At 63.0% G+C, this 25,904-nt stretch carries 28 protein-coding genes and 1 riboswitch; of the genes, 13 read left to right on the plus strand and 15 right to left on the minus strand.

Annotated features, from left to right (window positions below):
- Positions 1-57: 57 nt before the first annotated feature.
- The 5 genes from Q8M42_RS08865 to Q8M42_RS08885 form a co-directional block, all read right to left on the minus strand.
- A complete protein-coding gene (locus tag Q8M42_RS08865) occupies positions 58-609 on the minus strand; it encodes a tetratricopeptide repeat protein (RefSeq protein WP_304866643.1) in 552 nt (183 codons plus the stop codon).
- 92 nt (positions 610-701) lie between these two features.
- Positions 702-1,358, minus strand: coding sequence for a hypothetical protein (locus tag Q8M42_RS08870; RefSeq protein WP_304866640.1), 657 nt, complete (start codon positions 1,356-1,358; stop codon positions 702-704).
- Positions 1,358-2,647, minus strand: coding sequence for a glutamate-1-semialdehyde 2,1-aminomutase (gene hemL, locus Q8M42_RS08875; protein WP_304866637.1), 1,290 nt, complete (start codon positions 2,645-2,647; stop codon positions 1,358-1,360). Before hemL ends, Q8M42_RS08870 begins: the two co-directional genes overlap by 1 nt.
- Positions 2,648-2,702: 55 nt before the next feature.
- Positions 2,703-3,329 (minus strand): thiamine phosphate synthase, encoded by a 627-nt coding sequence (thiE, locus tag Q8M42_RS08880; RefSeq protein WP_304866634.1) that lies wholly within the window; start codon positions 3,327-3,329, stop codon positions 2,703-2,705.
- 13 nt (positions 3,330-3,342) lie between these two features.
- A complete protein-coding gene (locus Q8M42_RS08885; RefSeq protein ID WP_304866632.1) occupies positions 3,343-4,137 on the minus strand; it encodes a hydroxymethylpyrimidine/phosphomethylpyrimidine kinase in 795 nt (264 codons plus the stop codon).
- A 247-nt stretch (positions 4,138-4,384) separates the two neighbouring features.
- Here Q8M42_RS08885 and Q8M42_RS08890 point away from each other — a divergent pair, with 247 nt between their 5' ends.
- From Q8M42_RS08890 to Q8M42_RS08910, 5 genes are all read left to right on the plus strand, one after another.
- A complete protein-coding gene (locus Q8M42_RS08890; RefSeq protein ID WP_304866629.1) occupies positions 4,385-6,766 on the plus strand; it encodes a hybrid sensor histidine kinase/response regulator in 2,382 nt (793 codons plus the stop codon).
- 249 nt (positions 6,767-7,015) lie between these two features.
- Entirely contained in the window at positions 7,016-7,684 is a 669-nt protein-coding gene (locus tag Q8M42_RS08895) for a TetR/AcrR family transcriptional regulator (protein ID WP_304866626.1), read from the plus strand.
- A complete protein-coding gene (locus Q8M42_RS08900; RefSeq protein ID WP_304866623.1) occupies positions 7,681-9,333 on the plus strand; it encodes an acyl-CoA dehydrogenase family protein in 1,653 nt (550 codons plus the stop codon). The genes Q8M42_RS08895 and Q8M42_RS08900 overlap by 4 nt, the downstream gene beginning before the upstream one ends.
- A gap of 10 nt (positions 9,334-9,343) precedes the next feature.
- Positions 9,344-9,799: a PaaI family thioesterase gene (locus tag Q8M42_RS08905; protein WP_304866620.1), complete on the plus strand. Its 456-nt coding sequence runs from the start codon at positions 9,344-9,346 to the stop codon at positions 9,797-9,799.
- A gap of 32 nt (positions 9,800-9,831) precedes the next feature.
- Positions 9,832-10,039: riboswitch (cobalamin riboswitch) on the plus strand.
- A 54-nt stretch (positions 10,040-10,093) separates the two neighbouring features.
- Entirely contained in the window at positions 10,094-10,774 is a 681-nt protein-coding gene (locus tag Q8M42_RS08910) for an energy-coupling factor ABC transporter permease (protein ID WP_304866617.1), read from the plus strand.
- A gap of 4 nt (positions 10,775-10,778) precedes the next feature.
- Here the strand turns inward: Q8M42_RS08910 and Q8M42_RS08915 are convergent, their stop codons facing one another.
- Positions 10,779-11,522 (minus strand): hypothetical protein, encoded by a 744-nt coding sequence (locus Q8M42_RS08915; RefSeq protein WP_304866614.1) that lies wholly within the window; start codon positions 11,520-11,522, stop codon positions 10,779-10,781.
- A 107-nt stretch (positions 11,523-11,629) separates the two neighbouring features.
- Here Q8M42_RS08915 and Q8M42_RS08920 point away from each other — a divergent pair, with 107 nt between their 5' ends.
- The gene (locus Q8M42_RS08920) at positions 11,630-11,956 is read left to right on the plus strand and encodes a DUF3703 domain-containing protein (protein ID WP_304866611.1); all 327 of its coding nucleotides are present in this window, start codon (positions 11,630-11,632) and stop codon (positions 11,954-11,956) included.
- Between the two features lie 83 nt (positions 11,957-12,039).
- Positions 12,040-13,512, plus strand: coding sequence for an AMP nucleosidase (amn, locus tag Q8M42_RS08925; RefSeq protein ID WP_304866608.1), 1,473 nt, complete (start codon positions 12,040-12,042; stop codon positions 13,510-13,512).
- 61 nt (positions 13,513-13,573) lie between these two features.
- Here amn and Q8M42_RS08930 read toward each other — a convergent pair whose 3' ends face one another.
- A complete protein-coding gene (locus Q8M42_RS08930; protein ID WP_304866606.1) occupies positions 13,574-14,608 on the minus strand; it encodes an NAD(P)-dependent alcohol dehydrogenase in 1,035 nt (344 codons plus the stop codon).
- A gap of 204 nt (positions 14,609-14,812) precedes the next feature.
- Between Q8M42_RS08930 and Q8M42_RS08935 the strand changes: the two genes are divergently transcribed.
- Positions 14,813-15,382 (plus strand): pseudouridine synthase, encoded by a 570-nt coding sequence (locus Q8M42_RS08935; RefSeq protein ID WP_304866780.1) that lies wholly within the window; start codon positions 14,813-14,815, stop codon positions 15,380-15,382.
- Here the strand turns inward: Q8M42_RS08935 and Q8M42_RS08940 are convergent, their stop codons facing one another.
- From Q8M42_RS08940 to Q8M42_RS08960, 5 genes are all read right to left on the minus strand, one after another.
- Positions 15,383-15,775, minus strand: coding sequence for a globin (locus Q8M42_RS08940; RefSeq protein ID WP_304866603.1), 393 nt, complete (start codon positions 15,773-15,775; stop codon positions 15,383-15,385).
- 85 nt (positions 15,776-15,860) lie between these two features.
- A complete protein-coding gene (locus Q8M42_RS08945) occupies positions 15,861-16,079 on the minus strand; it encodes a DUF2788 domain-containing protein (protein WP_304866600.1) in 219 nt (72 codons plus the stop codon).
- Between the two features lie 139 nt (positions 16,080-16,218).
- The gene (locus Q8M42_RS08950) at positions 16,219-16,698 is read right to left on the minus strand and encodes an Lrp/AsnC family transcriptional regulator (protein ID WP_304866598.1); all 480 of its coding nucleotides are present in this window, start codon (positions 16,696-16,698) and stop codon (positions 16,219-16,221) included.
- Positions 16,699-17,092: 394 nt separating this feature from the next.
- A complete protein-coding gene (locus Q8M42_RS08955) occupies positions 17,093-17,959 on the minus strand; it encodes a cation diffusion facilitator family transporter (RefSeq protein WP_370692709.1) in 867 nt (288 codons plus the stop codon).
- A 143-nt stretch (positions 17,960-18,102) separates the two neighbouring features.
- Positions 18,103-18,522 (minus strand): polyribonucleotide nucleotidyltransferase, encoded by a 420-nt coding sequence (locus tag Q8M42_RS08960; RefSeq protein WP_304866595.1) that lies wholly within the window; start codon positions 18,520-18,522, stop codon positions 18,103-18,105.
- 166 nt (positions 18,523-18,688) lie between these two features.
- Between Q8M42_RS08960 and hrpB the strand changes: the two genes are divergently transcribed.
- The gene (gene hrpB, locus Q8M42_RS08965) at positions 18,689-21,223 is read left to right on the plus strand and encodes an ATP-dependent helicase HrpB (RefSeq protein ID WP_304866591.1); all 2,535 of its coding nucleotides are present in this window, start codon (positions 18,689-18,691) and stop codon (positions 21,221-21,223) included.
- 2 nt (positions 21,224-21,225) lie between these two features.
- Here the strand turns inward: hrpB and Q8M42_RS08970 are convergent, their stop codons facing one another.
- A complete protein-coding gene (locus Q8M42_RS08970) occupies positions 21,226-21,969 on the minus strand; it encodes an ABC transporter substrate-binding protein (RefSeq protein ID WP_304866589.1) in 744 nt (247 codons plus the stop codon).
- 304 nt (positions 21,970-22,273) lie between these two features.
- On the opposite strand from Q8M42_RS08970, the gene Q8M42_RS08975 reads away from it, so the two are divergent.
- The 3 genes from Q8M42_RS08975 to Q8M42_RS08985 are packed head-to-tail and all read left to right on the plus strand — an operon-like array spanning position 22,274 to position 24,141.
- Positions 22,274-22,513, plus strand: a complete 240-nt coding sequence (locus Q8M42_RS08975; protein ID WP_304866587.1) for a CDGSH iron-sulfur domain-containing protein — start codon at positions 22,274-22,276, stop codon at positions 22,511-22,513.
- A 36-nt stretch (positions 22,514-22,549) separates the two neighbouring features.
- A complete protein-coding gene (locus Q8M42_RS08980) occupies positions 22,550-23,395 on the plus strand; it encodes an SDR family oxidoreductase (protein WP_304866585.1) in 846 nt (281 codons plus the stop codon).
- Complete coding sequence (locus Q8M42_RS08985) at positions 23,395-24,141, plus strand: ABC transporter substrate-binding protein (RefSeq protein WP_304866583.1); 747 nt, start codon at positions 23,395-23,397, stop codon at positions 24,139-24,141. The genes Q8M42_RS08980 and Q8M42_RS08985 overlap by 1 nt, the downstream gene beginning before the upstream one ends.
- Before the next feature lie 19 nt (positions 24,142-24,160).
- Here the strand turns inward: Q8M42_RS08985 and Q8M42_RS08990 are convergent, their stop codons facing one another.
- Both Q8M42_RS08990 and Q8M42_RS08995 read right to left on the minus strand, forming a co-directional pair.
- Positions 24,161-24,595, minus strand: a complete 435-nt coding sequence (locus Q8M42_RS08990; RefSeq protein ID WP_304866580.1) for a VOC family protein — start codon at positions 24,593-24,595, stop codon at positions 24,161-24,163.
- 30 nt (positions 24,596-24,625) lie between these two features.
- Positions 24,626-25,288 carry a hypothetical protein gene (locus Q8M42_RS08995; protein WP_304866578.1) on the minus strand — a complete coding sequence of 221 codons (663 nt, stop codon included), beginning with the start codon at positions 25,286-25,288 and terminating at the stop codon, positions 24,626-24,628.
- Between the two features lie 133 nt (positions 25,289-25,421).
- On the opposite strand from Q8M42_RS08995, the gene Q8M42_RS09000 reads away from it, so the two are divergent.
- Complete coding sequence (locus tag Q8M42_RS09000) at positions 25,422-25,901, plus strand: NYN domain-containing protein (protein WP_304866576.1); 480 nt, start codon at positions 25,422-25,424, stop codon at positions 25,899-25,901.
- Positions 25,902-25,904: the final 3 nt, after the last annotated feature.

The following is a 25,904-nucleotide window of genomic DNA, read 5'->3' on the forward strand; positions in this document are numbered from 1 at the left end:
GCAGGGCTCTAGCTCGCGAGATCTTAAGCAGCGTCTAAGCGTGTTAGATGGGTTGAATCAGGGCAGCGGGGCAAACGGCGAGGTGAAGGTGTCGGCGTTCTGCAGTTCCAGCAGGTAGTTGCGGAAGATCTGCCCGAGCACCTGGCTGGCGATTTCCAGTTCGTTGCGCGGCATCTGTGCGGCGATCAGGTCGGCGCTGTCCATGGCTTCGTCCGAGCCGTTCACTGCGGCCATCTTCAGCACGATATAAGCCTGTATCGCGTTCGCCGGTACACCTTCACCGCGGAAGAACATCATGCCCAGGCGGTACTGCGATTGCGCGTGGCCTTGCAGCGAGGCCTGCTCGAACCATTGCAGCGCCTGGCTGAGATCGCGTTCGACGCGCTTGCCGTCGTAATAGAACTCGCCCAGCTCGAACTCCGCCTGCAGGTCACCATTGCGCGCGGCCTGCTCGCAGGCCTCAAGGGCGGTGGGCAGTTCTTCGGGGGCGGTGTTGAGTGAGCAGCTGCCAAGCGCGGGGATCAGCAAGGAGTTGCCGCTCGCCAAGGCGAGCAGTGGCAGCAGGAGCAACAGGCAGCCCAGGGACAGGGTGCGGCCGGTGCGTTTCATGAAAATCCGTTTACCTCGGGATGCACAACAGGCGATGTGCCTGGCCGCCGGAACGCGGCAGCCATCACATTATGAAATAAGCAGCGGCGTTCTTACAAAGTCTTTACCGGGTTTTCTTCCGTGCGGCCATGTTTTGCGCTGCCAGGCAGGCTCAGTAGCAGCCAGGCCAGCAGTGGGTAGGCGGGTGTCAGCAGGGCGTGGAACAGGTCAACCCGGCGTAACGAACCGATAAAGCCCTCGGTGCCAACGGCTAAACCGGCCAGCAGAAACAGCCCGACTACCGCAATCGCCGCAGCCAGTGGCGCATGCCTGGGCCACTGCATGGCGCCGGCATAGACAATCAGCAGCAGGGTCGCCAGATTCAGCAGCAGGCGGTAATCCTCCAGCAGGTTCATCTGCCGGAACAGTTCAAAGAAGGCGCACAGCCCCAGCAGAATGCGTCCCCAATTGGCGCGACTCCATTGCCAGCCACGGCCCAAAGCCAGCGCGGCGGCGCCGAGCAATGGCAGGCCGAGAAAGCTGCTGGCCTGGCTTAGCCACAAATGTGCGGCTTGTGCGCCGGGGTCGATGCCGAAGCGAACCACACCAACGGCCGCCGCAGCAGCCGGCAGGAGAAACCCCAGCAGGGCGCAGAACAGCGCCGGCTGATCGGCCTCGCCATGGTGCTTGCGGGCTTTGCCGATGGCAATTGCGCAGGCCAGACAGGCCAGGGCCAGAACAGCGTCGCTAAAGGCGGTGCTGTACTGCATCAGGCTTTCTTCAGCTCAGCGAAGGCGCGCTCGGCGGCGTCCAGGGTGATTTTCAACTCGGCATCGCCATGGGCGATGGAGGTGAAACCGGCCTCGAAGGCGCTTGGTGCCAGGTATACGCCGCCGGCCAGCATCAGGTGGAAGAAGCGCTTGAAACGCTCGGCATCGCTGGCCATCACATCATTAAAGGTGACGATATCGTCGGCGCCGCTGAAATACAGGCCGAACATGCCGCCCGCCTGGGTGGTGACGAACGGAATTCCGGCGGCATCAGCGCGGTCCTGTAGGCCCTGCAGCATGCGGCTGGTGTAGTCGGTCAGCTCGGCGTGGAAGCCTGGGCGCTTGATCAGACGCAGGGTGGCCAGGCCGGCAGCCATGGCCAGCGGGTTACCGGACAGGGTGCCGGCCTGATAGACCGGGCCGAGCGGGGCGATGCAATGCATGATTTCGCGCTTGCCGCCGAAACAGCCCACCGGCATACCGCCGCCGATGATCTTGCCGAAGGTGGTCAGGTCCGGGGTCACGCCGTAATACGCCTGGGCGCCGCCAAGGGCAACGCGGAAACCGGTCATCACTTCGTCGAAAATCAGCACCACGCCGTGCTTGTCGCACTGCTCGCGCAGGCCTTGCAGGTAGCCCGGTGCCGGCGGTACGCAGTTCATATTGCCGGCTACCGGCTCGACGATGATACAGGCGACGGTCGAGCCGACCTCGCTGAGCATCTGCTCGACGGCGGCCAGGTCGTTGAATGGCAGGGTCAGGGTGTGTTTGGCGAAGTCCGCCGGCACGCCGGCCGAGCTCGGCACGCCCTGGGTCAGCAGGCCGGAGCCGGCTTTCACCAGCAAGCTGTCGGAATGACCGTGGTAGCAGCCTTCGAATTTAATGATGTTGTCGCGACCGGTGTAACCACGTGCCAGACGGATGGCGCTCATGGTCGCTTCGGTGCCGGAGCTGACCATGCGCACCATTTCCATCGACGGCACCAGGCTGCACACCAGGTCGGCCATCTCGGTTTCCATGGCGGTCGGTGCGCCATAGGACAAGCCGTGCTGCAACTGGTTGCGCACCGCGTCGAGGACTTCCGGGTGGCTGTGGCCGAGGATCATCGGGCCCCAGGAGCCGACGTAGTCGACGTAGCGCTTGTCGTCTTCATCGGTGACGTAGGCGCCCTCGGCGTGCTTGAAGAACAGCGGGGTGCCGCCGACGCTTTTAAAGGCGCGCACCGGCGAGTTGACTCCACCGGGGATGTGCTTTTGCGCGTTGGCGAAGAGGGTTTCGGAACGGGACATGGCAGGGCCTCTCAAGCTGGGAGCCGGGGCGAGCCGTGTCGCCCCTGAAAAACGATTAGTTAGAAATAAACAGGGCACTAAAGGCGCGGGCGCGGCGCTCGACTTCAGCAGCCGAGTCGACGCCGAACAGGCCGTGCACCACCGCGACCATGCTGGCGCCGTGGGCAATCAGCTCAGGTGCGTTGTCCAGGGTCACGCCGCCGATGGCGACAATCGGCAGGTTGACCTTGGCTTTCGCCGCCGTCAGCAACGCGACGTCGGCAGCCGGTGCGCCGGGCTTGGTGTTGGAATTGAAGAAGCGGCCAAAGGCGACATAGCTCGCGCCTTCCTTGGCTGCGGCCTCGGCCAGCTCGAGCTGGGCGTGGCAGGTGCCGCCGATAATCGCCTGGCGCCCAAGCAGGGCGCGGGCGACGGACAGCGAACCGTCGCCTTGGCCCAGATGCAGGCCCACACCCAGGCGGGCGGCCAGTTCGGCGTCGTCATTGATGATCAGTGCGGCGCCATAGCGGTTGCACAGCTCACGCAGCGCTTCGGCTTCGCGCAGGCGGCGGGCGTCATCGCTGGATTTGTCGCGGTACTGCAGCAATGTCGCGCCGCCCTTGAGCGCGGCTTCGACGTAGGGCAGCAGTTTGCCCTTGAGCAACTCGCTGTCGGTGATGGCATACAGGCCACGCAGTTTCATCTGAGGCGCTCCATCAAGAGAGGTCTAGCGGCAGGCGGCGCGGAATAAACTGGCCGTGGCCAGGTTGTTCGGCGTCGCGCAGGGTGCGCCAGGTGTAGTCGAGGGCAAATTGCACAGCGCTGACCAGTTCCTGACCCAGGGCCAGGCGCCCGGCCAAGGTGCTGGCCAGGGTGCAGCCGGAGCCGTGGTAGCTGCCGGGCAGGCGCTGGCAGGTAAAGGTGTGGCGGCTGCCGTCGCGGCTATAGAGGCGGTTGTGCACTTCGTGCTCATCACCATGGCCGCCGGTGATCAGCAGGTGCTGGATATACGGCAGCAGCTTCTCGGCACACTCATCGGCGCTGCCGTCGGGCAGTTCGGCGAGGATGCGTGCTTCCGGCAGGTTCGGCGTGGCGATGGTCGAGACGGCAAACAGGCGCTCGCGCATGGCAAAGCCGACTTCGTCCTTGCCCAGTGCGCCACCACCACCGGCGCGCAGCACCGGGTCGCAGACCAGCGGGATGCCCGGCAGGCGCTGCATGATTTCCAGCACGGTTTCGACCATCTCGACCGAGCCGAGCATGCCCAGTTTGACCGCTTCGACCGGCAGGTCATTGATCACTGCATTGGCCTGGGCCAATACCCACTCGCGGTCGAGCACGCGAAAATCGGAAACGTTGACGGTGTCCTGCACGGTCAGCGCGGTCACAGTAGGGGCAGCGTGACAGCATTGGGCGAGCAGGGCTTCGATATCGGCTTGCAGGCCGGCACCACCACTGGGGTCATGACCGGACAGGCACAGCACTACGGGGCGAGAGGTAGGCATTTTCATGGTGCGCGAGCTTACCACCAAACCACGGCTTGCAGACCTCGAAACGCCAGGAAAGCCCGCCTGGCGGACGATCTGTCGCATGCGCATACCGTGCTGCAGTCTGTGTCAGCTAAGGCGAAAAACCCCAGACAGTTCAGGTTTTTCCTGGGACTCTGGCGCAAATGCCTATGCTAGAGTGCGGAACTTCTGAATACACCGTTCCTGTGGCGCTGTTTAATGCGCTGCTGGCTTACTCTGGCTGAGTTGCATGCACTACATCCTCCTCTGTTTCTTCATGCTGGTGCCAGGGTTGGCCGGGGCATTGGTTTTTGACGAAAACACCCGCAGCCTGCCGCTCGGCAAGGCCATGTCGGTATTCGAGGATGTACGCGGCGATGCCAGCATCGAGGACATCACCTCGCCGGCCCTGCAGGCCAGTTTCCGCCAGCACGACAAGGGCGTACTGAACGCCGGTTATTCGCGCTCGGTGTTCTGGCTGCGCCTGGATCTGGAATACCGTCCGCAACAGGCCACAGGTGCGCAGCCCTGGTTGCTGGAGCTGGCCTACCCGCCGCTTGATCATGTGCAGCTGTACCTGCCCGATGCACAGGGGCGTTATCAGCTGAGTCAGCACACTGGCGATGCCTTGCCGTTCTCCAGTCGCGAAATCAAACAGCACAATTATGTGTTTGAGCTGAGGTTGCCGCCGGCACAGCGGCAAAGCGTTTACCTGCGCCTGGAAAGCCAGGGTTCGATTCAGGCGCCGCTGACCCTCTGGGCGCCCAACGCCTATCTGGAAGAACAGCCGGCACGCATCTATGTGCTGGGCATCATCTACGGCGTGCTGCTGGTGATGCTGATCTACAACCTGTTTATCTTCCTTAGCGTGCGCGATACCAGCTACCTGTATTACATCCTCTATATCGCCTCGTTCGGTTTCTATCAGCTGTCGGTCAACGGCGCGGCCATCGAGTATTTCTGGCCCAACAGCCCCTGGTGGGCGAACGCCGCCACGCCGTTCCTGATTGGTGCGGCGGCGTTGTTTGGTTGTCAGTTCGCCCGCAGTTTTCTGCACACCGCCGAGCACAGTCCCTGGGTCGATCGTGCGTTGTTGCTGATGATGGCCTCTGGCGTGCTGGTGATGACCCTGGCACTGACGGCCAGTTACGCGCTGTCGCTGCGCCTGGCCACCTACCTGGCGCTGGGCTTTACCGTGGTGATCTTCAGCGCCGGTATCCTCGCCTGGATGCGCGGCATGCGCGTGGCGCGCTATTTCATCATCGCCTGGACCGCCTTTCTCGCCGGCGGAATGATCAACACCCTGATGGTGCTGGGCTACCTGCCGAACATGTTCCTCACCATGTATGCCAGCCAGATCGGCTCAGCGCTGGAAGTCGGCCTGCTTTCGCTGGCCCTGGCCGACCGCATCAACGCGATGAAGGAAGAGCGCACGCGCATCCTCCAGGAGGCCGGACTCAAGCTTGAAGCCTTCAACCAGGAGTTGGCCAACAGCAACCGCCTCAAGGATGAATTCCTCGCCACCGTCACCCACGAACTGCGCACACCGATGAACGGGGTGATCGGGTCGCTGGAGCTGATGCAGATGCTGGAGATCGATGGCGAGTTGGCGCACTACCAGCGCACGGCCGCCAGCTCCGCCCGCGACATGATGCGCATGGTCAATGACATCCTCGCTCTCACCGAGCTGCAGGCAGGGCGCCTGTACCCACGGCGTGAGCCGTTCAGTCTGCGTGGGCTGTTTGATGGTTTGCGTGCGCAGCACGCACCGCGTGCAGAGGAGAAAGGCCTGCGTTTTGTGCTGGAGCTGGATGACAGCCTGCCCGACACCCTTGAGGGCGATGCCAGCAAGTTGGTGCAGAGCCTGAACTGTCTGCTGGATAACGCCATCAAGTTCACCCAGCATGGCGACGTGCGTGTACGGGTTACTCGCGGCGGCACGGCCAGCGATATTCTGCCGCTGCGTATCGAGGTGATCGACACTGGCGTGGGCTTCGCCGTGCCGGTCGACGGCAAGCTGTATCAGCGCTTCCAGCAGTTGGATGGTTCCATGACCCGTGAGTACGGCGGTCTGGGTATTGGCCTGGCGATCTGCCGGCAACTGGTCGACCTGCTTGGCGGCGACCTCAGCCATGAATCCCATCCGGGGCAGGGCAGCTGCTTTCGCCTGGAACTGCCACTGGCCTTGCCGGTGCAGATGACCACTCCAGCCGCCGTCGTGCTGCGCGCCACCGGCCCGGCGCTGCGCGCGCCTGAGCAGTGCACGGTATTGATCGTCGAAGACAACGCGATCAACCAACTGGTAACCCGTGGCATGCTACTCAAGCTGGGTTATCAGGTGCGCACCGCCGATAACGGTGCCGAAGCGCTGGAAGTGCTGCGCAACGAGCCCATCGACGCCGTGCTGCTGGATTGTCAGATGCCGGTAATGGATGGTTTCGCCACCTGCCGGGCGCTGCGCAATTTGCCCGGTTGCCAGCTGCTGCCGGTGCTGGCGATCACCGCCCACAGCCACAGCGGCGACCGCGAGCGCTGTCTGGCCGCCGGTATGAGCGACTACCTGGCCAAGCCGGTGAAGTTCGAGCAGCTGCGCAATCTGTTGCACGACTGGGTGCTCTGCCGCGAGTCCTGATCTTACGATCTGCTGCGCGTCGGCCCTACTGCGTTAAAAGCAGGCTCGGAATGCTCATTTACAGCTCGTAAACTCCGCTTCCTCGCCTGCTTTTGCCTTGTATGGCTCTAGCTCGCGAGATCGTAAATTTATTATTGAGTTGTATGCGCCAACGGCTGGCTAATATGCCTGCTGTTGTGCCCGGAATCGCCCTTTAGTCAAACTCTGAATCCTGATTCACTTGAGCAATAGTGAATCAGGATTCAGACCATGGCCTATCGCACCACCGCCCTGCGTATCGACCGCGATCAAGCACTGCGTGAGCGCATCATTGGCGCCGCACTGGTGCGGGTTGCTGAGGGCGGTTTTGCTGCCTTGACCATGCAGGCGCTGGCTGAGGATGTCGGTATTGCCACTGGCAGTCTGTACCGCCATTTCAGCAGCAAGGGCAGCCTGGCGGCCGAGGTGTTTGCGGTGGCCAGCCAGCGTGAAGTGGATGCGTTAGCGGTCAGCGTGCGTGGCCCTGGCAGCCCGGTGCAGCGTTTGGCCGCAGGGCTTGAGCGTTTTGCTGCGCGGGCCTGGGACAGCCGCCGCTTGGCCTTCGCCCTGATCGCCGAGCCAGTCGACCCGGAAGTCGACGAGCAGCGCCTGTTCTATCGCGAAGCCTATGCCGATCTGTTCGTCGAATTGCTGCAGGAAGGCGCTGCGCAAGGCGTGTTCCGTGTGCAGCAGATCAACCTGGTCGCCGCCTGCCTGGTTGGCGCCATCGCCGAAGCCCTGGTCGGCCCTTTGTCGCCGCCCGCCCGTGCGGCCCGCGAGGCCGGTTATCCCGCCCCCAGCCTGGCTGAAGTCAGCCAGGCCCTGGTCACCTTTTGTCTACGCGCCGTGGGCGCCCCATTGCTCGCCCCATTGCCCAAAAAAGAGGAGCCTCAGCCATGAATGCCAGCCAACACGCCGAAACCCATGAAGTGTTTAACCAAGTGCCGCCGCTGGACGGTGCCAACCTGTATCGCGTTGACCTGCCGCTGCAGGAGTGGAGCAAGCGCTTCGGCGGCGGCTGGGCCGAGCAGCGCCTGGATGTGTATGGCGGCCTGGCCGGCGGCGAGTTGATGGCCGCAGGCTTTCTCGCCAACGAAAACAAGCCGGTGTTCAAAAGCCACGACCGCTATGGTCATCGTGCCGATCTGGTGGAGTTTCACCCGGCTTATCACCAGTTGATGAGCGCAGCCATTGAGCATGGTCTGCCGTCCATGCCCTGGACCGACCCGCGTGCCGGCGCTCAGGTGGCGCGCGCCGCCATGAGTTACCTGCACAGCCAGGCCGAGGCTGGCAGCGGTTGCCCGCTGACCATGACTTTCGCCAGCGTGCCCGCGCTCAAGCTGCAGGCCGATGTGGCCGAGAAGTGGCTGCCGAAAATTCTTTCCACCCGGTACGACCCGCGCAACCTGCCGATCGAGCAGAAAACCGGCGCGACCATCGGCATGGCCATGACCGAGAAGCAGGGCGGTACCGATGTGCGCGCCAACACCACCCGCGCTTATCCAGTCGGCCTTGGCGGCCCGGGCCAGGCCTACGAGCTGGTCGGCCACAAGTGGTTCTGCTCGGCACCGATGTGCGATGCCTTCCTGACCCTGGCATACACCACCAAGGGCCTGACCTGCTTTCTGCTGCCGCGCCATCGTCCGGATGGCACGCGCAACGAGTTGTATATCCAGCGCCTGAAAAACAAGCTGGGCAACTGGTCGAACGCCTCCAGCGAAGTGGAATTTCGCGGCGCCCTGGCCTGGATGGTCGGCGAAGAAGGCCGTGGCGTGCCGACCATTATCGAGATGGTCGCGCTGACCCGCTTCGACTGCATGATCGGCTCCAGCGCCCTGATGCGTCAGGCCCTGACCCAGGCTGCGCACCACTGCGCCCATCGCCAGGTTGGCGGCCGCGTACTGAGCGAGCAGCCGCTGATGCAGAACGTGCTGGCCGACCTGGCCCTGGAAAGCGAAGCGGCTCTGGCGCTGACCATGCGCATGGGCAAGGCGCTGGACAACCCGCATGACGAGCAGGAGGACAAGTTCGCCCGCCTGGTCACCGCCGTGGGCAAGTACTGGATCTGCAAACGCGCGCCGGCAATGATCAACGAGGCCGCTGAATGCATGGGTGGCGCCGGGTATGTCGAGGACACCATCCTGCCGCGCCTGTACCGCGAAGCGCCGGTCAACTCCACCTGGGAAGGCTCAGGTAACGTGCAGTGCCTGGACGTGCTGCGCGCCCTGTCCAAGGAGCCGGGTGTACTCGATGCGCTGTTCCATGAGCTCGGCGACGGCCATGGTGATGCACGCCTCAAGGTGCATATCGCCAAGCTGCAGGCGGACTTCCGCGACACCGCCGATATCCAGTACCGCGCCCGCCAGCTCACCGAAGACGTGGCCCTGGCGCTGCAGGCCAAGCTGCTGCTGGAAGCAGGCAATGCCGTGGTCGCCGATGCCTTTATCGCCAGCCGTCTGGGCGGGCAGGGTGGTCGGGTCTACGGCACCCTGCCGCGCGGGGTGAATGTAGAAGCGCTAGTGGCGCGCAGTACGCCGCATCTGATCTAAGGCGCCGAGCATGCACGCCAGTCTTTTTCAGCAGTTACAGGCCTGGCTGGCCGGTGATATCGGTACGGACTACGTTATCACTCAGCTGCAGGCGGAAACCGGAGTGGCGAGCTTCAGCAGTCAGCCGCCAGGCGTGCACTTCAATCCGCTCGGCGGAGTACACGGCGGCTACACCGCCACGCTATTCGATGCGGCGCTGGGGCTGGCGGTGTATTCGCAGGCCTGCGCCGAAGAGGTCTATGTGACCGCCAGCCTGCAGGTAAATTACCTGCGTCCGATTGGTCTTGCGGCTTTGCCGCTACGTACCGAAGCCCGTGTGCAGCAACGCGATGGGCGACAGGTCGCAGTACAGGCCACGGTGCACGATGCCCAGGGGCAGCTGTGCGCCAATGCCAGTGGCGTCTTCACCTGCTTGCGTCATACGGAGTCAGGCGCTACTCAGTCCGTTGGTTTACCTGCGCGGTAAACGCCAGACTCTGTCATTTCTCTCAGCCGCCGGGTAAGGTGGCCGCCGATGGTTCCAGCTCGTGTGATGCGACTGGATGAAAAGGGAACATGGAAAGCACCACGACCGGTGCGAAGCCATGGCTGCCCCCGCAACTGTAAACGGTGAATAACGCCCAGATGCCACTGACCGCAAAGTCGGGAAGGCGGGCGAAGTATCAAGCCGTGAGCCAGGAGACCTGCCATCGAAGCCGGGCACTTAAGCCCATCCCCTCTATCCAGATCATCGCGCGGTGGGCGCGATACAGGAACCTCTATGCACATCGAACCCGAAGTCGTTACTGGCGCCAAACTCTTCCTCAGTTATGCAACCGCCGCAGGTGCCTTTGGCCTCACGGCCAAGCTTGCCCTCGACAGCGTACGCAGCAACGGTGGCGCCGCCGCCCTGGCGCTGCGTAGCCTGCTGACCACTGCCTTGGTGTTCTGCTTCTTCGAGGTCTTTCCGCATCATGCGGTCGGGGTTTCCGAGGTGCACCTGATCCTCGGTTCGACCTTGTTGTTGCTGTTCGGCGCCGGTGCCACGGCGATCGGTCTGGCGCTTGGCTTGTTGTTGCAGGGCTTGCTGTTTGCCCAGTTTGACCTGCCGCAGTACGGCATGAACGTCACCACGCTGCTGGTGCCGCTGTGGGCTATCAGTCTGCTGGCCAAGCGCATCATCGCGCCGGGCACCGCTTACGTGGACCTCTCCTACAAGCAGGCGCTGGCGCTGTCGACGGCTTATCAGGGTGGAATCGTTGCCTGGGTCGGCTTCTGGGCGTTCTATGGCAATGGTTTCTCCGGCGAGAACCTGGCGGCCGTGGGCAGTTTCGGTCTGGCCTATATGAGCGTGATCCTGATCGAGCCACTGGTTGATCTGGGTGTGCTGGCCGCCGCCAAGGCGCTGTCGGCTTATAGCCGTGGGCCGCTGTTCAACGCGCGTCTGCACCAGCCGGCCTGATCGGTCATCGGCGACGCTGCCAGATCAGCTTGCCGGTATTGCTCTCAGTGACCAGGTACTGGTCACTGAAGCGATAGTAGGCGGCAGGCTGGTAGTCACTGCGGCCCTGCATCTGCACTTCCAACAGGCCGTTGTTGCTCTGCCAGCGACCGCTGTATTGCAGCTCGCCAGGGCTGTCGTAGTTCCAGTCGGCGCCACCTGCCACGCTGCGTGTCCATTGCGAAACGCTGCCGTCGCCCTGCAGTTGCAGAATCATCTGAGTGGTCATCGAGGCGAAATTGGCGCCGCCGCTGTTGATGATCTTCTCGTGTACCCAGGTGCCGATCAGCGCCGGGTCGCGTGTTGCGTTGCTGCTCGGGTTGCTACTTGGCGTGGCCGCTGCCGCGCTAAGGTTTTGCCGGTGAAACAGCGCCTTGCGTTCTAGGGTTGCCCCAGTCGTCGGATTGCGCGCGGCGATATGGGTGTTGAGCACGCCGTTGGCGTAGGTGGCATTCATATTGGCGATCAACTGCCCGGATTGCGCTTCGCTGATCTGCGCGCTGAGCAGCTGGCCGTCAAAGCTGCCGCTGATCTGCAGGCGCAACCTGCCGCCCTCCACATATTCCCCCGTGACCTGCTGGCCCTGGCTGCGCAGGTGCATTTCGGCTGGCTGGCCGTCCAGCGTGGTCAGGTAATGGCCGTCCAGGCTATCGGCCAGCAGAACACTGGGTAACAGGCACAGCACAAGAGTGAGCAGGGCGCGCGGCATGCGTTTTCCTCTAGATGATGGGTTGTTGAAGATTAGCTGTTGTTGCTTGACCTGGGGGCCGCCCCGCACTTGCAGACTGGCGCCGCAGCTTACATTGGAGTGTTGCCATGACCCGCGAACAAGCCTTCCTGCAGGAATACCAATTGTCCCGCGCCCAGCGCGGCCTTGACCCCGCCGCCGAGCTGGGCCATCTGGAACGCGCGCATATTCTCGGCCAGCGCTATTTCAGCGAACACCTGCGCAGCCACCTATGGATGCTGGCCTGGGCTTGGCGCCAGCGTGACTGGGCCGAAGGGCTGGCGCAGTTGCTGCGCATCCCCGGTAGTCTGGGCTCGTTGTTAGGCCTATTCCCCTTGGGTAATCCGGGTACGCGTCGCGTCGGTCCGCTGACCCCGCAGGCGCTGCCCGAGGATCTGCAAGCGCTGCTCAAGTAGCCTGCACAGGCAACACCGCGCTATCGCAAACGCGGCGGATCAGGGCAAGATAGAGCCATTACGTACAGCCAGGAAGGTGCCTTGTGAACCCTTGTTCCGATGACTTTATTGTCGCCAACACTGCTGAAGAAGCGGTGGATCGTCTGGCCGCCTTGCACCTGCAGGCGACCACGGGCTTGAGTCAGGCGCTCAAGCGCTACCTGAAAGAGCGCGTCAAGCCGGATGCCGCCCAGCAGTGCCAGTTCCGCTACCCCGAATTGCGTTTGATCTACCTGTGCCAGGGCGAAGTGCCGACCACTGTACGGGCCTACGCCAAGGTGCAGGTGCCGGGCACTTACAGCGTCACCGTCACCCACCCTGCGGCGTTCCGCAAATACCTGCTGGAGCAGCTGCGCCCGTTGATGAGCGACTTCACCGTTCGCGTGGAAGTGGGCATCAGCCAGCAGAACATTCCTTATCCCTATGTGGTCGAGCAGGGCGATGAGCTGGCCGGCTCCGGGGTCACCGCCGCCGAACTGGCGCGGGTATTCCCCAGCACCGATCTGTCTGCCGCCACCGACGGCACCGCCGATGGCCTGTATGACTGGGAAAACACCGACCCGCTGCCGCTGGCGCTGTTCGATGCCGCAAGGGTGGATTTCTCCCTGCGCCGTCTGGTGCATTACACAGGCAGCGACTGGCGGCATGTGCAGCCGTGGATTCTGCTGACCAACTACCACCGTTACGTCGACCAGTTTATTCGTCATGGTCTGGACATGCTGGTGGGCGAGTCGCGCTTCAACCGCATGGTGCTGCCGGGCAACGTGGTGATCGAGCGCGGCATGGCCGAAGGCGAGATGCAGGCGATTATCGAGAACGTCATCTGGCACCGTTACCAGATGCCGGCTTACCACCTGCAGGCCGACGACGGCCATGGCATCACCTTGGTCAATATCGGCGTCGGCCCGTCCAACGCGAAGAACATCACCGACCACCTGGCTGTGTTGCGCCCGCACTGCTGGCTGATGATCGGCCACTGCGGCGGCCTGCGCCAGTCGCAGACCATCGGCGATTACGTACTGGCCCATGCTTACATGCGCCGCGACGGCATTCTCGACCGTGTATTGCCGCCGAATATCCCGCTGCCGGCCCTGGCCGAGGTGCAGCAGGCGTTGCAGGAGGCCGCCAAGCAGGTCACTGGCGAACAGGGCGATGAGCTGAAAAAGCGCCTGCGCACCGGCACTGTGCTGACCTATGACGACCGCAACTGGGAGCTGCGCTGGGCTCAGGAGCGGCCGCTGATCAACCTGTCGCGCGCCGTAGCGGTGGACATGGAAAGCGGCACCATCGCCGCGCAAGGTTATCGCCTGCGCGTGCCCTATGGCACGCTGCTATGTGTGTCCGACAAACCGCTGCACAGCGAGATCAAACTGCCGGGTGCGGCCGGTGCCTTCTATGAGCGCGCGGTAACCCAGCACCTGCATATCGGCATCACCGCGCTGGATTTGCTGCGCAACCAGCTCAACTCGTTGCACTCGCGCAAGCTGCGCAGCTTCGACGAGCCGCCGTTCCGTTAGCGTTTCGTGTTGCATAAAAAAGCCCGAGGTTTTTGCCTCGGGCTTTTTAATCCAGGTCAGTCTATTTGCTGGCGTCCAGCACCACGCGGTAGCGCGCTTTACCGGCACGCAGGTGGTCGATGGCCTCGTTGACCTTGCTCATGGGGAAGTGCTCGACCTGCGGCAGGATCTGATGGCGCGCGCAGAATTCCAGCATGGTCGCCATATTGCTAGGCGAGCCGACCGGCGAGCCGGACAGGCTCTTCTGCTTGGGTATCAGGTTGAACACATGCACCGGGATTGCGCTGGGCACGATACCGACAAAGTGCAGGCGACCTTTGCCGCGCAGGGTGCCGAGCATGGCGTTCCAGTCCAGGTCCGCGCTGGCGGTGACCAGCAGGAAATCCAGGCTGCCGGCAATCGCTTTCAGCGCGGCGCTGTCGGTGGAGGCGACGACCTTATGTGCGCCCAGGCGTTTGGCTTCTTCCTGTTTACTCAGTGATGAGGTGAAGGCGGTGACTTCGCAGCCCCAGGCATTGAGAAAGCCCAAGGCCAGGTGGCCGAGGCCGCCGATGCCAACCACGCCGACTTTATCGGTGGGTTTTACATCGAAATCCAGCAGCGGGCTGAACACTGTGGAGCCGGCGCAGAACAGCGGGCCGACCAAGGCTGGGTCGAGACCGTCCGGCAGCGGCACGGCCCAGGCCCAGTGGCTGCGCAAACGGTCGGCAAAACCACCGTTGCTGCCGACAATCGTCGGTTTTACCGTGCCGCACAGCTGGTGCGCACCTTCCATGCAGGAGCTGCAGTGCATGCAGCTGCCCTTGTACCAGCCGATGCCCACCCGCTGGCCGAGCTTCAGGCCACGCGCCTGCGGGCCGAGGCGCACCACAGTACCGACCACTTCATGGCCGGGGATAAAGGGGTAGCGCGCATTGCCCCATTCGTTGTCGATCATCGACTGATCGGAGTGGCAGATGCCGCAGTATTCCACCGCCACTTCGACTTCTTCGGCGCCGAGCGGGCCTGGGTCATAAGTGTGCGGTTCGAGGGGCGCACCGGGGGCTTTGGCGGCCCAGCCGGTAAAGGTTTCGACGATGGATTCGGACGAACTCATAACAATGGCCTCGGGACGGGAAACACAACCTTGCCAGCATAGCCCGCTACGTCGGCGCAGGCTGCGCGGATCACTCAGGCTGATAGTCCAACCGTGGCCTCGGTTACACTGGCCGCTTCGTAACCTGTTGCTGGATCACCTATGTCGCGCCCACCTCGCCCTGCGCCCTCTCGTCCGCACAGCAGCAAAGCTGCTGTGCGCCGTGTGGCCAAGGCGCCACCCGCAGAGCCGCGCTTGCTGCTGCTGAATAAGCCGTTCGATGTGCTGACCCAGTTCAACGACGAGCAGGGCCGCGCCACCCTCAAGGACTTTGTCGATGTCCCCGGCGTCTATCCGGCTGGCCGGCTGGACCGTGACAGCGAAGGTCTGTTGCTGTTAACCAATGACGGCGGCCTGCAGGCGCGCATCGCCGACCCCAAGCACAAACTGGCGAAAACCTATTGGGTGCAGGTCGAGGGCGAGCCGAGTGACGCGCAGTTGCAGCAGCTGCGTGACGGCGTGCAGTTGAATGACGGCCCGACCCTGCCGGCCGAAGCGCGGCTACTGGAAACGCCCGAGTTGTGGCAGCGCAACCCGCCGGTGCGCTTTCGCAAAAGCATCCCGACGGCCTGGCTGGAGCTGGTGATTCGTGAGGGGCGCAACCGTCAGGTGCGGCGTATGACGGCTGCCGTGGGCCTGCCGACGCTGCGCTTGGTGCGCGTGCGGATCGGCCCGTTCAGCCTGGACGGCTTGCAGCCGGGACAGTGGCGCGAAGTGCCGGCCCGGCTGGATTGATCAGTAACCGGCTTTGATCACGGCGATGCCTTTATCCAGCACCTCATTCCAGGCGCTGCGGGTTTCGCTGCAGTACTGCTGATCATGCTCGCCGATGGTCTGCAGCAGTGCTTGCTGCCACAGCACATACAGCTCTGGGCGAATGTCCATGGCGGCGCGGGAGTGGCTGCAGCCCAGGGCGCGCAGCTTGGTGTCAGGCATGCCGCGCGCATGCATCACTAGATTGAGAATGCCCTGGCGCAGCAGCAGCTTTTGCCCGTTCATCTCGGTATTGGCGAACTTCTCGCGCACCTCGGGTGAGCTGGCGAGGAAGTGCCGGTAAAAACTGTCGAAAAAATCAGGGCTGGCGCAGCAGCGGCCATAGCTCTGCATCACCCGGTCGGTGGGGGACATGAATACTCCTGGGGAACGGCGCAAAACCGCATTCTAGCGCGGTTTGCTGCGGCTGGACGTGCAGTAGTCGGCGCGGGGCCGCTTTCTAGCCGTGGATGCCGCGACTCGCTTCAATGATGTAGGTGATGATCGGCTTGGCCAGAAAGGCGAATAGGCACAGGCCCAGACCGAGGAACAGGATCGCCGTACCCAGGCGGCCGGCTTTGGAGGTTTTTGCCAGGTCCCAGATGATAAAGAACATAAACACCATTAGCCCGCCGACCAGTGCGTACATCATCAGCGATTCGAACTGTTCGGTTTCCATTCGGGCCTCGTGAACCTGCAGGTGCTCGGCTGGGTGCCGAAAATCGATGCGTAGGCGGGCGCGGTGACGCTCGCCAGAGGGGCGCGATTATACGCGCCGGGGGCGGCCCTGCCAGCCGCGCATGACGAGGGTGCGGCGATCAGCCGCGCAGGTGCTGCAACGGCAGCTGGGTGCTGGAGAGAATCTGCTGCAGCACGAAGCTGGAGCGCACGCTGGAGACCCCCTCGATACGGGTTAGGGTGCCCAGCAGCAGTTGCTGGTAGTGATCCATGTCCGGCACCACCACCTTGAGCTGGTAGTCCGCGTCCATCCCGGTGACCAGGCAGCATTCGAGCACTTGCGGGCATTTGCGGATTTCTTCCTGAAAATGCTCGAAGCGTTCCGGGGTGTGCTTGTCCATGCCGATCAGCACGTAGGCGGTCAGCGTCAGGCCGAGTTGCTTGCGGTCCAGCAGGGCGACCTGGCCGAGGATATAGCCATCATCTTCCAGCTGTTTGACCCGTCGCGAGCAGGGCGAGGGCGACAGGCCGATGCGTTCGGCCAGCTCCTGGTTGGACAGAGTGGCGTCGCGCTGCAATTCGGCGAGGATATTCAGGTCATAACGATCAAGTCTGTTCATGTTTGCCGTGCTTTCGTTATTAGGTTGTGCGGGATGATGCGCTTGTGGTGATTAATTGCGCAAGTGGTGGGTATTTCAGCAATGTTCGCAATCTTTCACTGCGTCGGCGGGCGTAAGCTTTACCTCAACTTCAAGGCCCGGACGACACGTCCAGCCGCCTCGCCCAATCAGGTGAGCGGTCGCCGCCGATCCCACCGGATCGCCACGGCTCCCGGGTCCGCACTGCCCAACCAGGCAGGCGAAGAAAAGGCGTTACCAGCGCCACAATGACGGACACGCAAAAAAGGGGAAGGCCTGCAGGCCTTCCCCTTTTTTGTGTCCGCTGTCCTTGGCGGATCTTCGCAGCACGACGTCAACATTGCTCCAGGCAATTTTTGTTGCCTGCTAGTTGCGCTTACGAGGCCGTCGCCGGTTTCACCACGTTGCTGGGGTCGGCATGCACCAGTACTTCGGCGCGGGGGAATTCGCTGCGGATCGCCGCTTCAACCTGATCACACAGACTGTGCGCCTGCTGCAGGCTTAGCTCACCCGGCAGTTCCACGTGTAGCTGCACGAACCAGTGGGTACCGGACAGCCGTGTGCGTAAGTCATGCACACCCAGCACGCCTGGTACGGCGCAGGCCAGGCTGTACATCTGCGTGCTGATCTGCGGGTCGAGCTCCTGGTCCATTAGCACGGTAGCGGCTTCGCGGACGATGGTGATGGCGCTCCAGAAGATATACAGCGCAATGCCGATGCCGAACAGGGCGTCCATTTGTGGCCAGCCGTAACTGGCCAGCAGCAATGCCAGGAGGATACTGCTGTTGAGCAGCAGGTCTGAACGGTAGTGCAGTGAGTCGGCGCGAATCGCCGTGGAGCCGGTCAGTTTCACCACATGGCTCTGGAACAGCAGCAGGGCGATGGTCACCGCCAGTGACAGCAGCATCACCGCGATGCCCAGGGCCGGTGCACCGATCGGTTCGGGGTTGAGCAGGCGGTCGATGGCGTGACTGCCTACCAGCACGGCGCTGGCGCCGATAAACAGCGCTTGGCCCAGTCCCGCCAGGGCTTCGGCCTTGCCGTGACCGTAGCGGTGATCCTCATCGGCCGGGCGCAGGGCGTAGTGCACGGCAATCAGGTTGAGCAGCGAGGCGGCGCCATCGAGCAGCGAGTCAGTCAGTCCCGCCAGCAGGCTGACCGAGCCGCTGAGCCACCAAGCGATGGCTTTGGCCAGCGCCAGAGTGAGGGCAGCCGCCAGCGCGGCGAAGGTCGCCAGGCGCATCAGGCGGGCATGTTGCGGCGATATGTTCACGGGTTATCCAGAGTGGGGTGAGTTCTGCCAAGGCTAGCGCACCTGGATTTATAGAATAAGAAAAGCCCGTCGCAATAACGGGCTTTTACTTTGGAGGCTTTCTAGTGACGAGCTTAGGCTGCTGGGCGCAGACCATAGGCCGCCAGCTGCTCGACACTGCCGCTGTGCTGAATCAGGCGCGGGTCATCCAGTGGCAGGCTGTGGCCCGTCTGCACTTCGATCAGCGCCTTGAGCTTGGCGGCGTCGATCTTGCCGTCAGCATCCACCACATTCTGCAGGTCTTGTGGGTCAACCTGCGAGGTCAGGCCGCCAGGCAGGTAGATCGCGCCGGTGGCGAAGTCGATACCAAAGGCGATCAGCCCTGGGAGTACATAGAAGAGAATGCCGATTGCGTTGAGTCCGGCCACCACGGGGTCGATGCGGCCTTCGATCTGGCCGCGGCGATCCGGGAAGAACAGGGTGCCGCAGGCGGTCAGTTGAGTGAGCAGCGCGGCGACGATAAGGCCACCGATAACGCGGGTTTGGGTGCGCATTGAACATCTCCATGGAAAAAGTGGCGCAACTATACCAATGCCTGTATTGCAATGCCGCTGCGTCAGGCGCTGTCAGCGCTATTTCGCGCAGCCATACCTAACACTCAGACAGCGCCAATGCTCCACAGGTTCGCCGTTATAATCCTGCGCCTTGAATGGAGCCCGCATGAATTCCCTGCCCATCGATGTGCTGCTGCCTGAACTCTGCCAGGCCCTTGCTCTGCGTGATGAAGCCGTGCTGGAAGCGCCGCCCGGTGCCGGCAAGACTACCCGTGTGCCGCTGGCGCTGCTAACGCAGCCCTGGCTGGCCGGGCAGACCATTATCATGCTCGAACCACGGCGCCTGGCGGCGAGAGCGGCGGCCGAGCGACTGGCCAGCGAGTTGGGCGAGGCGGTGGGGGAAACCGTTGGCTATCGTATTCGCCTGGACAGCAAGGTCGGCCCGCGTACCCGTATCGAAGTGGTTACCGAAGGCATCCTGGCGCGGCGGCTGCAGGACGACCCTGCGCTGGAAGGCGTTGGCGTGGTGATCTTTGACGAATTTCACGAGCGCAGTTTGGACGCTGACCTGGCGTTGGCGCTGTGCCTGAATGGCCGGGCGATGTTTCGCGGTGCGGACTCTGGCGAGTTGCCGCTGAAGGTGCTGCTGATGTCAGCAACCCTGGAAGGCGAGCGGCTGGCGGGGCTGCTCGGCGATGCGCCGGTGCTGCGCAGCGAAGGGCGGATGTTTCCGGTGGATATCCGCTGGGGCGCGCCCTGGCAGACGGGCGAGTGGCTTGAGCCGAAGGTGCTGCAGTGCGTGCTGCAGGCGCTGGCTGATGAGTCCGGCAGCCTGCTGGTGTTTCTGCCGGGGCAGGCGGAGATTCGCCGGGTCAATGAACAGCTGGCCGAGTCCCTGGCTGGGCGCCGCGACATTCTGCTCTGTCCGTTGCATGGCGAACTGGACCTCAGCGCCCAGCGCGCGGCCATCGAACCCGCACCGCCGGGCCTGCGCAAGGTGGTGCTGGCGACTAATATCGCCGAAACCAGCCTGACCATCGATGGCGTGCGGGTGGTGATCGATGCTGGCCTGGCGCGGGTGCCGCGCTTTGACCCGAACAGCGGCATGACTCGCCTGGACACCCAGCGTATTTCCCGCGCCTCCGCCACCCAGCGCAGCGGCCGGGCTGGGCGCTTGCAGCCGGGCGTTTGTTATCGCCTGTGGTCGCAGGCGCAGCATGAGCAATTGGCAGCCTACGGCACGGCGGAAATGCTTCAGGCCGACCTCGCCGGTTTGGCGTTGCAACTGGTGCGCTGGGGCGTGCAGCCGGCTGAGCTGGTCTGGCTCGATCCGCCACCGGCGGCTGCCTATGCCCAGGCTTTGGAGCTGCTGGCGCGATTGGGCGCGGTGGATGCCCTGGGCGTGCTCACCAGTCACGGCCAGGCCATGGCCGAGCTGCCGACTCATCCACGTATCGCCCATCTGCTGTTGCGTGGTCAGGCGCTGGGCCTGGGGCCATTGGCCTGCGATCTGGCGGCATTGCTCGGCGAGCGCGACATTCTGCGTGGCGCGGGCGCCGATCTGCACAGTCGCCTGGCTTTGCTGGCCGGTGAGTCGCGCGGCGCCCGTGGTGCCCAAAGTGGCGTGCAGCGCGCTCGGCAGCTGGCCAGGCAGTTTCAGGGTTACCTCAAGCGCAGGCCCAGCCCGCAGGCAGTCAGTGATCCCGAACATCCGCGCTGGCTGGGCGCGTTGCTGGCCTTTGCCTACCCGGACCGCATCGCCCAGCAGCGCCGTGCCGGTGGCGCGGAATATCGTCTGGCCAACGGCCGGGCGGCGCTATTTGCCGAGGTCGATGGCCTGATGAAACACAGCTGGCTGGTGGTGGCTGACCTGGGCAGCCGCCAGGGCCAGCGCGAAGAGCGCATCTACCTGGCCGCCGAGTTGGAGCCGCAGTTGTTTGAGGGCGTGCTGGCCGAGCAGGTCAGCAACTTGGAAGTACTGGATTGGGATGAGCGCGAAGGCGCTCTGCGCGCAGAACGCCAGCGCAAGGTCGGTGAGCTGGTGTTGTCGCGTGAGGCGCTGACTGGGCTGGATGCGCAACAGCGCAGTCGCGCCATGCTCGGCCTGGTGCGGCGTAAGGGCCTGGCGCTGCTGCCCTGGACGCCGGAGTTACGCCAGTGGCAGGCGCGGGTGGCGTTGCTGCGCACGCTGGATCTGGCCAGCAAGGACGTCAGCGAATGGCCGGATGTCAGTGATGCCACCTTGCTGGCGACCCTGGAGAACTGGCTGCAGCCCTATCTGGATAACGTCACCCGGCTTAGCCATTTCGCCAACCTGGATTTACCCAGCCTGCTGCTGAATCTGCTGCCCTGGCCGTTGCCGCAGCGTCTCGATGAGCTGGCGCCGCGCAGCGTGCAGGTGCCTTCCGGTTCGCGCATCAGTCTGGATTACAGCGAACAGCCGCCGGTGTTGGCGGTGCGCTTGCAGGAGTTGTTCGGCTTGGCCGATACGCCGCGCATTGCCGGCGGTCGTCAGGTGGTCAAGCTGCACCTGCTGTCGCCAGCGCGGCGGCCGGTGCAGGTGACTCAGGATCTGGCCAACTTCTGGCGCAGTACCTACGCCGAAGTAAAGAAAGACCTAAAGGGGAGGTACCCCAAGCATTATTGGCCGGATGATCCGCTGATCGCCGAGCCTACCGCGCGTGCTAAGCCGCGCAAGTAGGTTCAGGGCAGGTGTAGATCTTCGCCAGCCGCCTGTAGCTCGGCATAGGCCCGATCCAATGCATCATGCAGGGCTTCGGCGCCGGGCGCTTTACTGGATACGATCAACTTCAGCGGGATGCGCTGCAGTTCCACATACGGCAGCTCGGACATGCCCAAGCGTTTGCGCGCCTGCTCCACCGGGGTCTGATAGTCGAGGAGGAAATCGCCGCGACGGCGCTGGAGCATTTCCAATGCGGCAGTGTGGGTGCCGGTGCGGTGTTGCTCAACAGCCAGCTGCGGGTCGTTGAGCATTTCGTTGACCGGCTGCCAGTAGGTGTAACCGCTGATCATGATTACCCCACGGCCCTTAAGGTCCTCGGGCAGGCGCGGCATCAGGGTGTCGCGGCGGAAATACAGGTTGAGCACGATCTCGCCCAGTTTGGTGTGGGTTTCCAGGGTGTGCTCGCGCAATTCCACCTTGCCCGGCGCCCCCGGCCAGACGTGCACACTGCCATCCTGCAGGGCGTTGTACAGCCGCGCGCTGGGGTAGGAGCGCAGCTCGGCGCGATAGCCGGCGTGTTCCAGCAGGCGCTTGCTCAGCTGCAAGATGGCACCCTTGGAGCGGCCTTGGCTGTCGGTGTAGGAATAGGGTGGAAATTCGTAATAACCCACCTGCACCAATGGCCGTTGATCATCGGTGGGAGCGGCGAGGCCGGAGCTGCAATACAGGGCTGCAGCCAGCGCAAGGCAGAGAAATCGTGGCATCAAATGGGTACGTACTGCGGCTATCTGCCGTCTTTTCGTTATAAAAGTGTCACTTTTGGCGAGCATGGCTAACTGCCAGCAGCTTTGTCCAGTGACTTGCTGAAAAAGCTTAGCCCAACGTTGGCAGCTGTAGGCCGGTAGCGATAAATACCCGCTAAGCGCCTGGTCGGACTGAGCAGGGCGCGCTGGGCAATGCGGCTAGGGGAGTTGGGGGCTGGCAGGTGAACTATGCTGATGGAGCATGCCGAAAATGTGTGGCGCTGCCAATGTTGCAGCGCCTTGCTCGGGTGCTTCAGGAGGCCACATGAATAGCCCAACGATTGCCCAGCGCAACCCCTATGCGGTTGCGGTCACCGCCGGCAACGACTACTTCTGGTGCCGCTGCGGGCTCAGCGCCGCACAGCCTTTTTGCGACGGCAAGCACAAAGGCAGCGGTTTTACCCCGTTGAAATACCACGCGGACGAGGACGCCACCCTGTACTTTTGTGGCTGCAAGCACACGCAGACGCCACCCTGTTGCGATGGCAGCCATAACAGGTTGTAGTAACGGCTTTTGCAGTAACTGGGTCGGGGACAGGTTATGTACCGCAAGGTGTTTGCCAACAAGGTATTCGACCGCAAGGTTGTGGTGATTACGGGCGGCTGTGCCGGCATCGGACGGGCGCTGGCCATGCGTTTGGCGCAGGCAGGCGCGCGCCTGGTGATTTTTGATCTGCAGCAGCAGGCGCTCGACAGCCTGGTGCAGCACCTGGCCGATCACCACAATGCCGAGGCCCTCGGCGTGCTCTGCGATGTGGCCGATGCAGCAGCGGTGGAACGGGCGATGGCCCTGACCGTCGAGCGTTTCGGCGGTATCGATGTGCTGGTCAACAACGCCGGGATTACCCATCGCAGCAGTTTTGCCGACACCGAGCTGGCGGTGTTTCAGCGGATCATGGCGGTCAACTATTTTGGCGCGCTGCATTGCACCAAGGCCGCGCTGCCCAGCCTGATCGCCCGCAGTGGGCAGGTCATCGTGCTCAGCTCGCTGTCAGGCTTCGCCCCGCTGCTTTATCGCAGCGCCTACAACGCCAGCAAGCATGCCCTGCATGGGCTATTTGAAACCCTGCGTTATGAACTGAAAGGCTCCGGGGTCAATGTGATGCTGGTGTGCCCCGGCTTTACTGCCACCGATTTGCGCAAGAATGCCCTGGTCGGCGATGGCTCGGTGGCCGCGCAACCGCCCTTGGCAATGGGCAAGGTGGCCTCACCGCAGGATGTCGCCGAGGCGATTTACCGCGGCGCCTTGAAGCGTCGCCGGCTGCTGGTGCTGTCGAATGTGGACTGGCGCGCGCGGGTGTTGGCGCGGTTCTTCCCGCGGCTGTTCGAGCGGGTGCTGCTGCCGCGTCTGTCCGGCTTGAAGCCGCAGCGTGCAGGTCGTTTCTGATGCGCCGCGCATGGCTCGCTCTGCTGCTTTTATTCGGCGCGCCGCTGCAGGCCGAGGAGCCGCCAGCGTTGCTGGTGATGACCGATATCTGGCCGCCTTTTCGTATGCAGGAGGGCGATGGGGCACTGAGCGGGCTGGATATCGACTTGCTTGCTCAGCTCAGTCAGCGCACCGGGCTGCGCTTCGAGGTGCAGCGCGCACCCTGGGCGCGCGGTTTGGCTGCGTTGCAGAGCGGCAAGGCCGACCTGATGACCGGGCTGGCGAAAACCCCCGAGCGGGAAGGCTATATCCATTACCTGCCGCAGCCCTACTACGCCTGTGCGCCGCGTTTCTACGCGGTCCCCGCGCAGGCTAAGGCGCTGCAGAGCTACAGCCAGTTGGCCAGTCTGACCATTGGCTATGTGCTGGAGTCGGCGTACTTCGAGCCATTTGATTCGGATCAGCAGCTGCGCAAAACCGCGGTCAACACGGAGAGCCAGTTGCTGGAAATGCTGGTGCGCGGCCGCCTGCAAACGGTGATTGGCACCGATTGCCAGGTCGACTATGAGTTGCGCGATGCGCGCTGGAATGGCCGTATCGCCAAGGCGGCGTTTCAGCCCGAGGCGCGTACCGATTTGTATATCGGCTTCTCCCGCCAGCGCGGTTTGCAGGCGCAGTACCAGCGGGTAAGCGAGGCACTGGCGCAGATGCAGGCCGAGGGTTGGATCGCCAAGGCAGCGCAGCGCTATCAGTCCGCTGCGCCTTGAGCTCAAGCGCCTTTAGGCATCAATGCTCGTGCGGCTCGATATACACCTCGTAGATCATTTCCAAATCCCAGAACGCCGCTTCGATCTTGTGCCCGTCGAGGTCGCGGACAAAGCAGCCGTAATAGGGCTCGCCATATTCTGCGCGCGGGCCGGGGGCGCCTTCGTCGCTGGCGCCAGCTTCCAGGGCGGCCTGATAGAAGTCGTGTACGGCGGCCCTGTTTGAAGCAACAAAGCCAAAGTGGCTGCCATTGCCAATACTCGCCGGTTTGCCGTTGATCGGCGTTTGCACCCAGAACTCCGGGTATTCACGGCCATAGGCGACTGCGCCAGGGTGGGCGAGTACGCGTTTGCAGCCGAGGGTAGCGAGGACCTGGTCGTAGAAGGCGGTGGCCTTGTCGAATTGATTGGTGCCGATGGAGATATGCGAAAGGATGCTGGGGTTGGCGTCAGCCATGGGCCGGTCCTCCTTGGGTGTCGCTGGCGTTCACTCGACTTCGGGCTGGGCGCTGCGCAGCATAAATAGACGAAACAGCACTACGCTTGAGAATAGTTGTAAAAAGCGGCTTGTGCAGTCCAGCAGCAAACTGGCCAAGGCGTTATCGGTGAAGGCCGCGCTGGATTGACTCCAGCCATCCAGCAACCACAGCGGCAGCATGACGATCAGGATGCAGCCGAGCATGGGCCAGAAGTAACCGCTGCTCAGTTGGAAGCTGTCGTGCAGCGCCTTCATCGGGCTCAGGCCGCTCAATACCAGCAGGTACTCGGCAAACGCCAGTTTGACCATCAGCCAGATTCCCGGCAGCACGAACAGCGATGCGCCGAGCAGAATCGCCAGGGTATTGAGGCCCGCCAACAGGGCAAAGCTTGGCCACAGACGCAGGCCGGCGGCCAGCAGGTCGCGAGCGCGCGGCTGCAGGCCTTGGCTGCGGGCATCGAGAAACAGGATCAGCGCAGCGCTGTACAGCGGGTAGAACAGCAGGCCCGCGAGCAAGCGCCAGAGGGTGGCGGATTCGGCGGCCACCAGGCTGGTGACCTGCTGCAGCAACAAGCCTTCGAGCACAATAAGCGGCAGGCACAGGCGGGCAATCGCAGCCAGGTTATGGCTGAAGAAATACCAAGAGTCGCGTAGAGCGAAGAGCATATTCATGGAGGACGCGTGTCGAGTCTGAGATGCGCCACTCTAGCCGATTGCCCCTGGCGCTCCAATTTATGCCGGCTCTGCAAGTGTGCTGCATCTGGCATACTGCCCGGCGCTTATTGCCCTGCCATGAGGATTACCGGTGAAGAAGATCGCCGTATTCGCCGATGTACAGAACCTCTATTACACCGTGCGCCAGGCCTATGGTTGTCATTTCAGCTACGCCGCGTTGTGGGCTGACATCAGCCAGCATGGGCAGATTGTCGAAGCCTACGCCTACGCCATTGATCGCGGTGATCAGAAGCAGCAGCAGTTTCAGCAGATCCTGCGCAACCTCGGCTTTACCGTAAAGCTCAAACCCTTTATCCAGCGCAGCGATGGCTCGGCTAAGGGCGATTGGGATGTTGGTATCACCATCGACATCATGGACGCCGCGCCGCGTGTCGATGAAGTGGTGCTGGCCTCCGGTGACGGTGACTTCGACTTGCTGCTGGACAAGATTCGCGGCAGTTATGGTGTCGATGCCGTTGCTTATGGCGTGCCGGGGCTGACCGCGCAATCGTTGGTGCGTGCCGCTAGCCGCTATGTGCCGATCGACGGCGCACTGTTGCTGAGAAACTGAGTA

Origin of the sequence: Pseudomonas sp., assembly GCF_030684895.1 — a bacterium.
Classification (GTDB): Bacteria; Pseudomonadota; Gammaproteobacteria; order Pseudomonadales; family Pseudomonadaceae; genus Aquipseudomonas.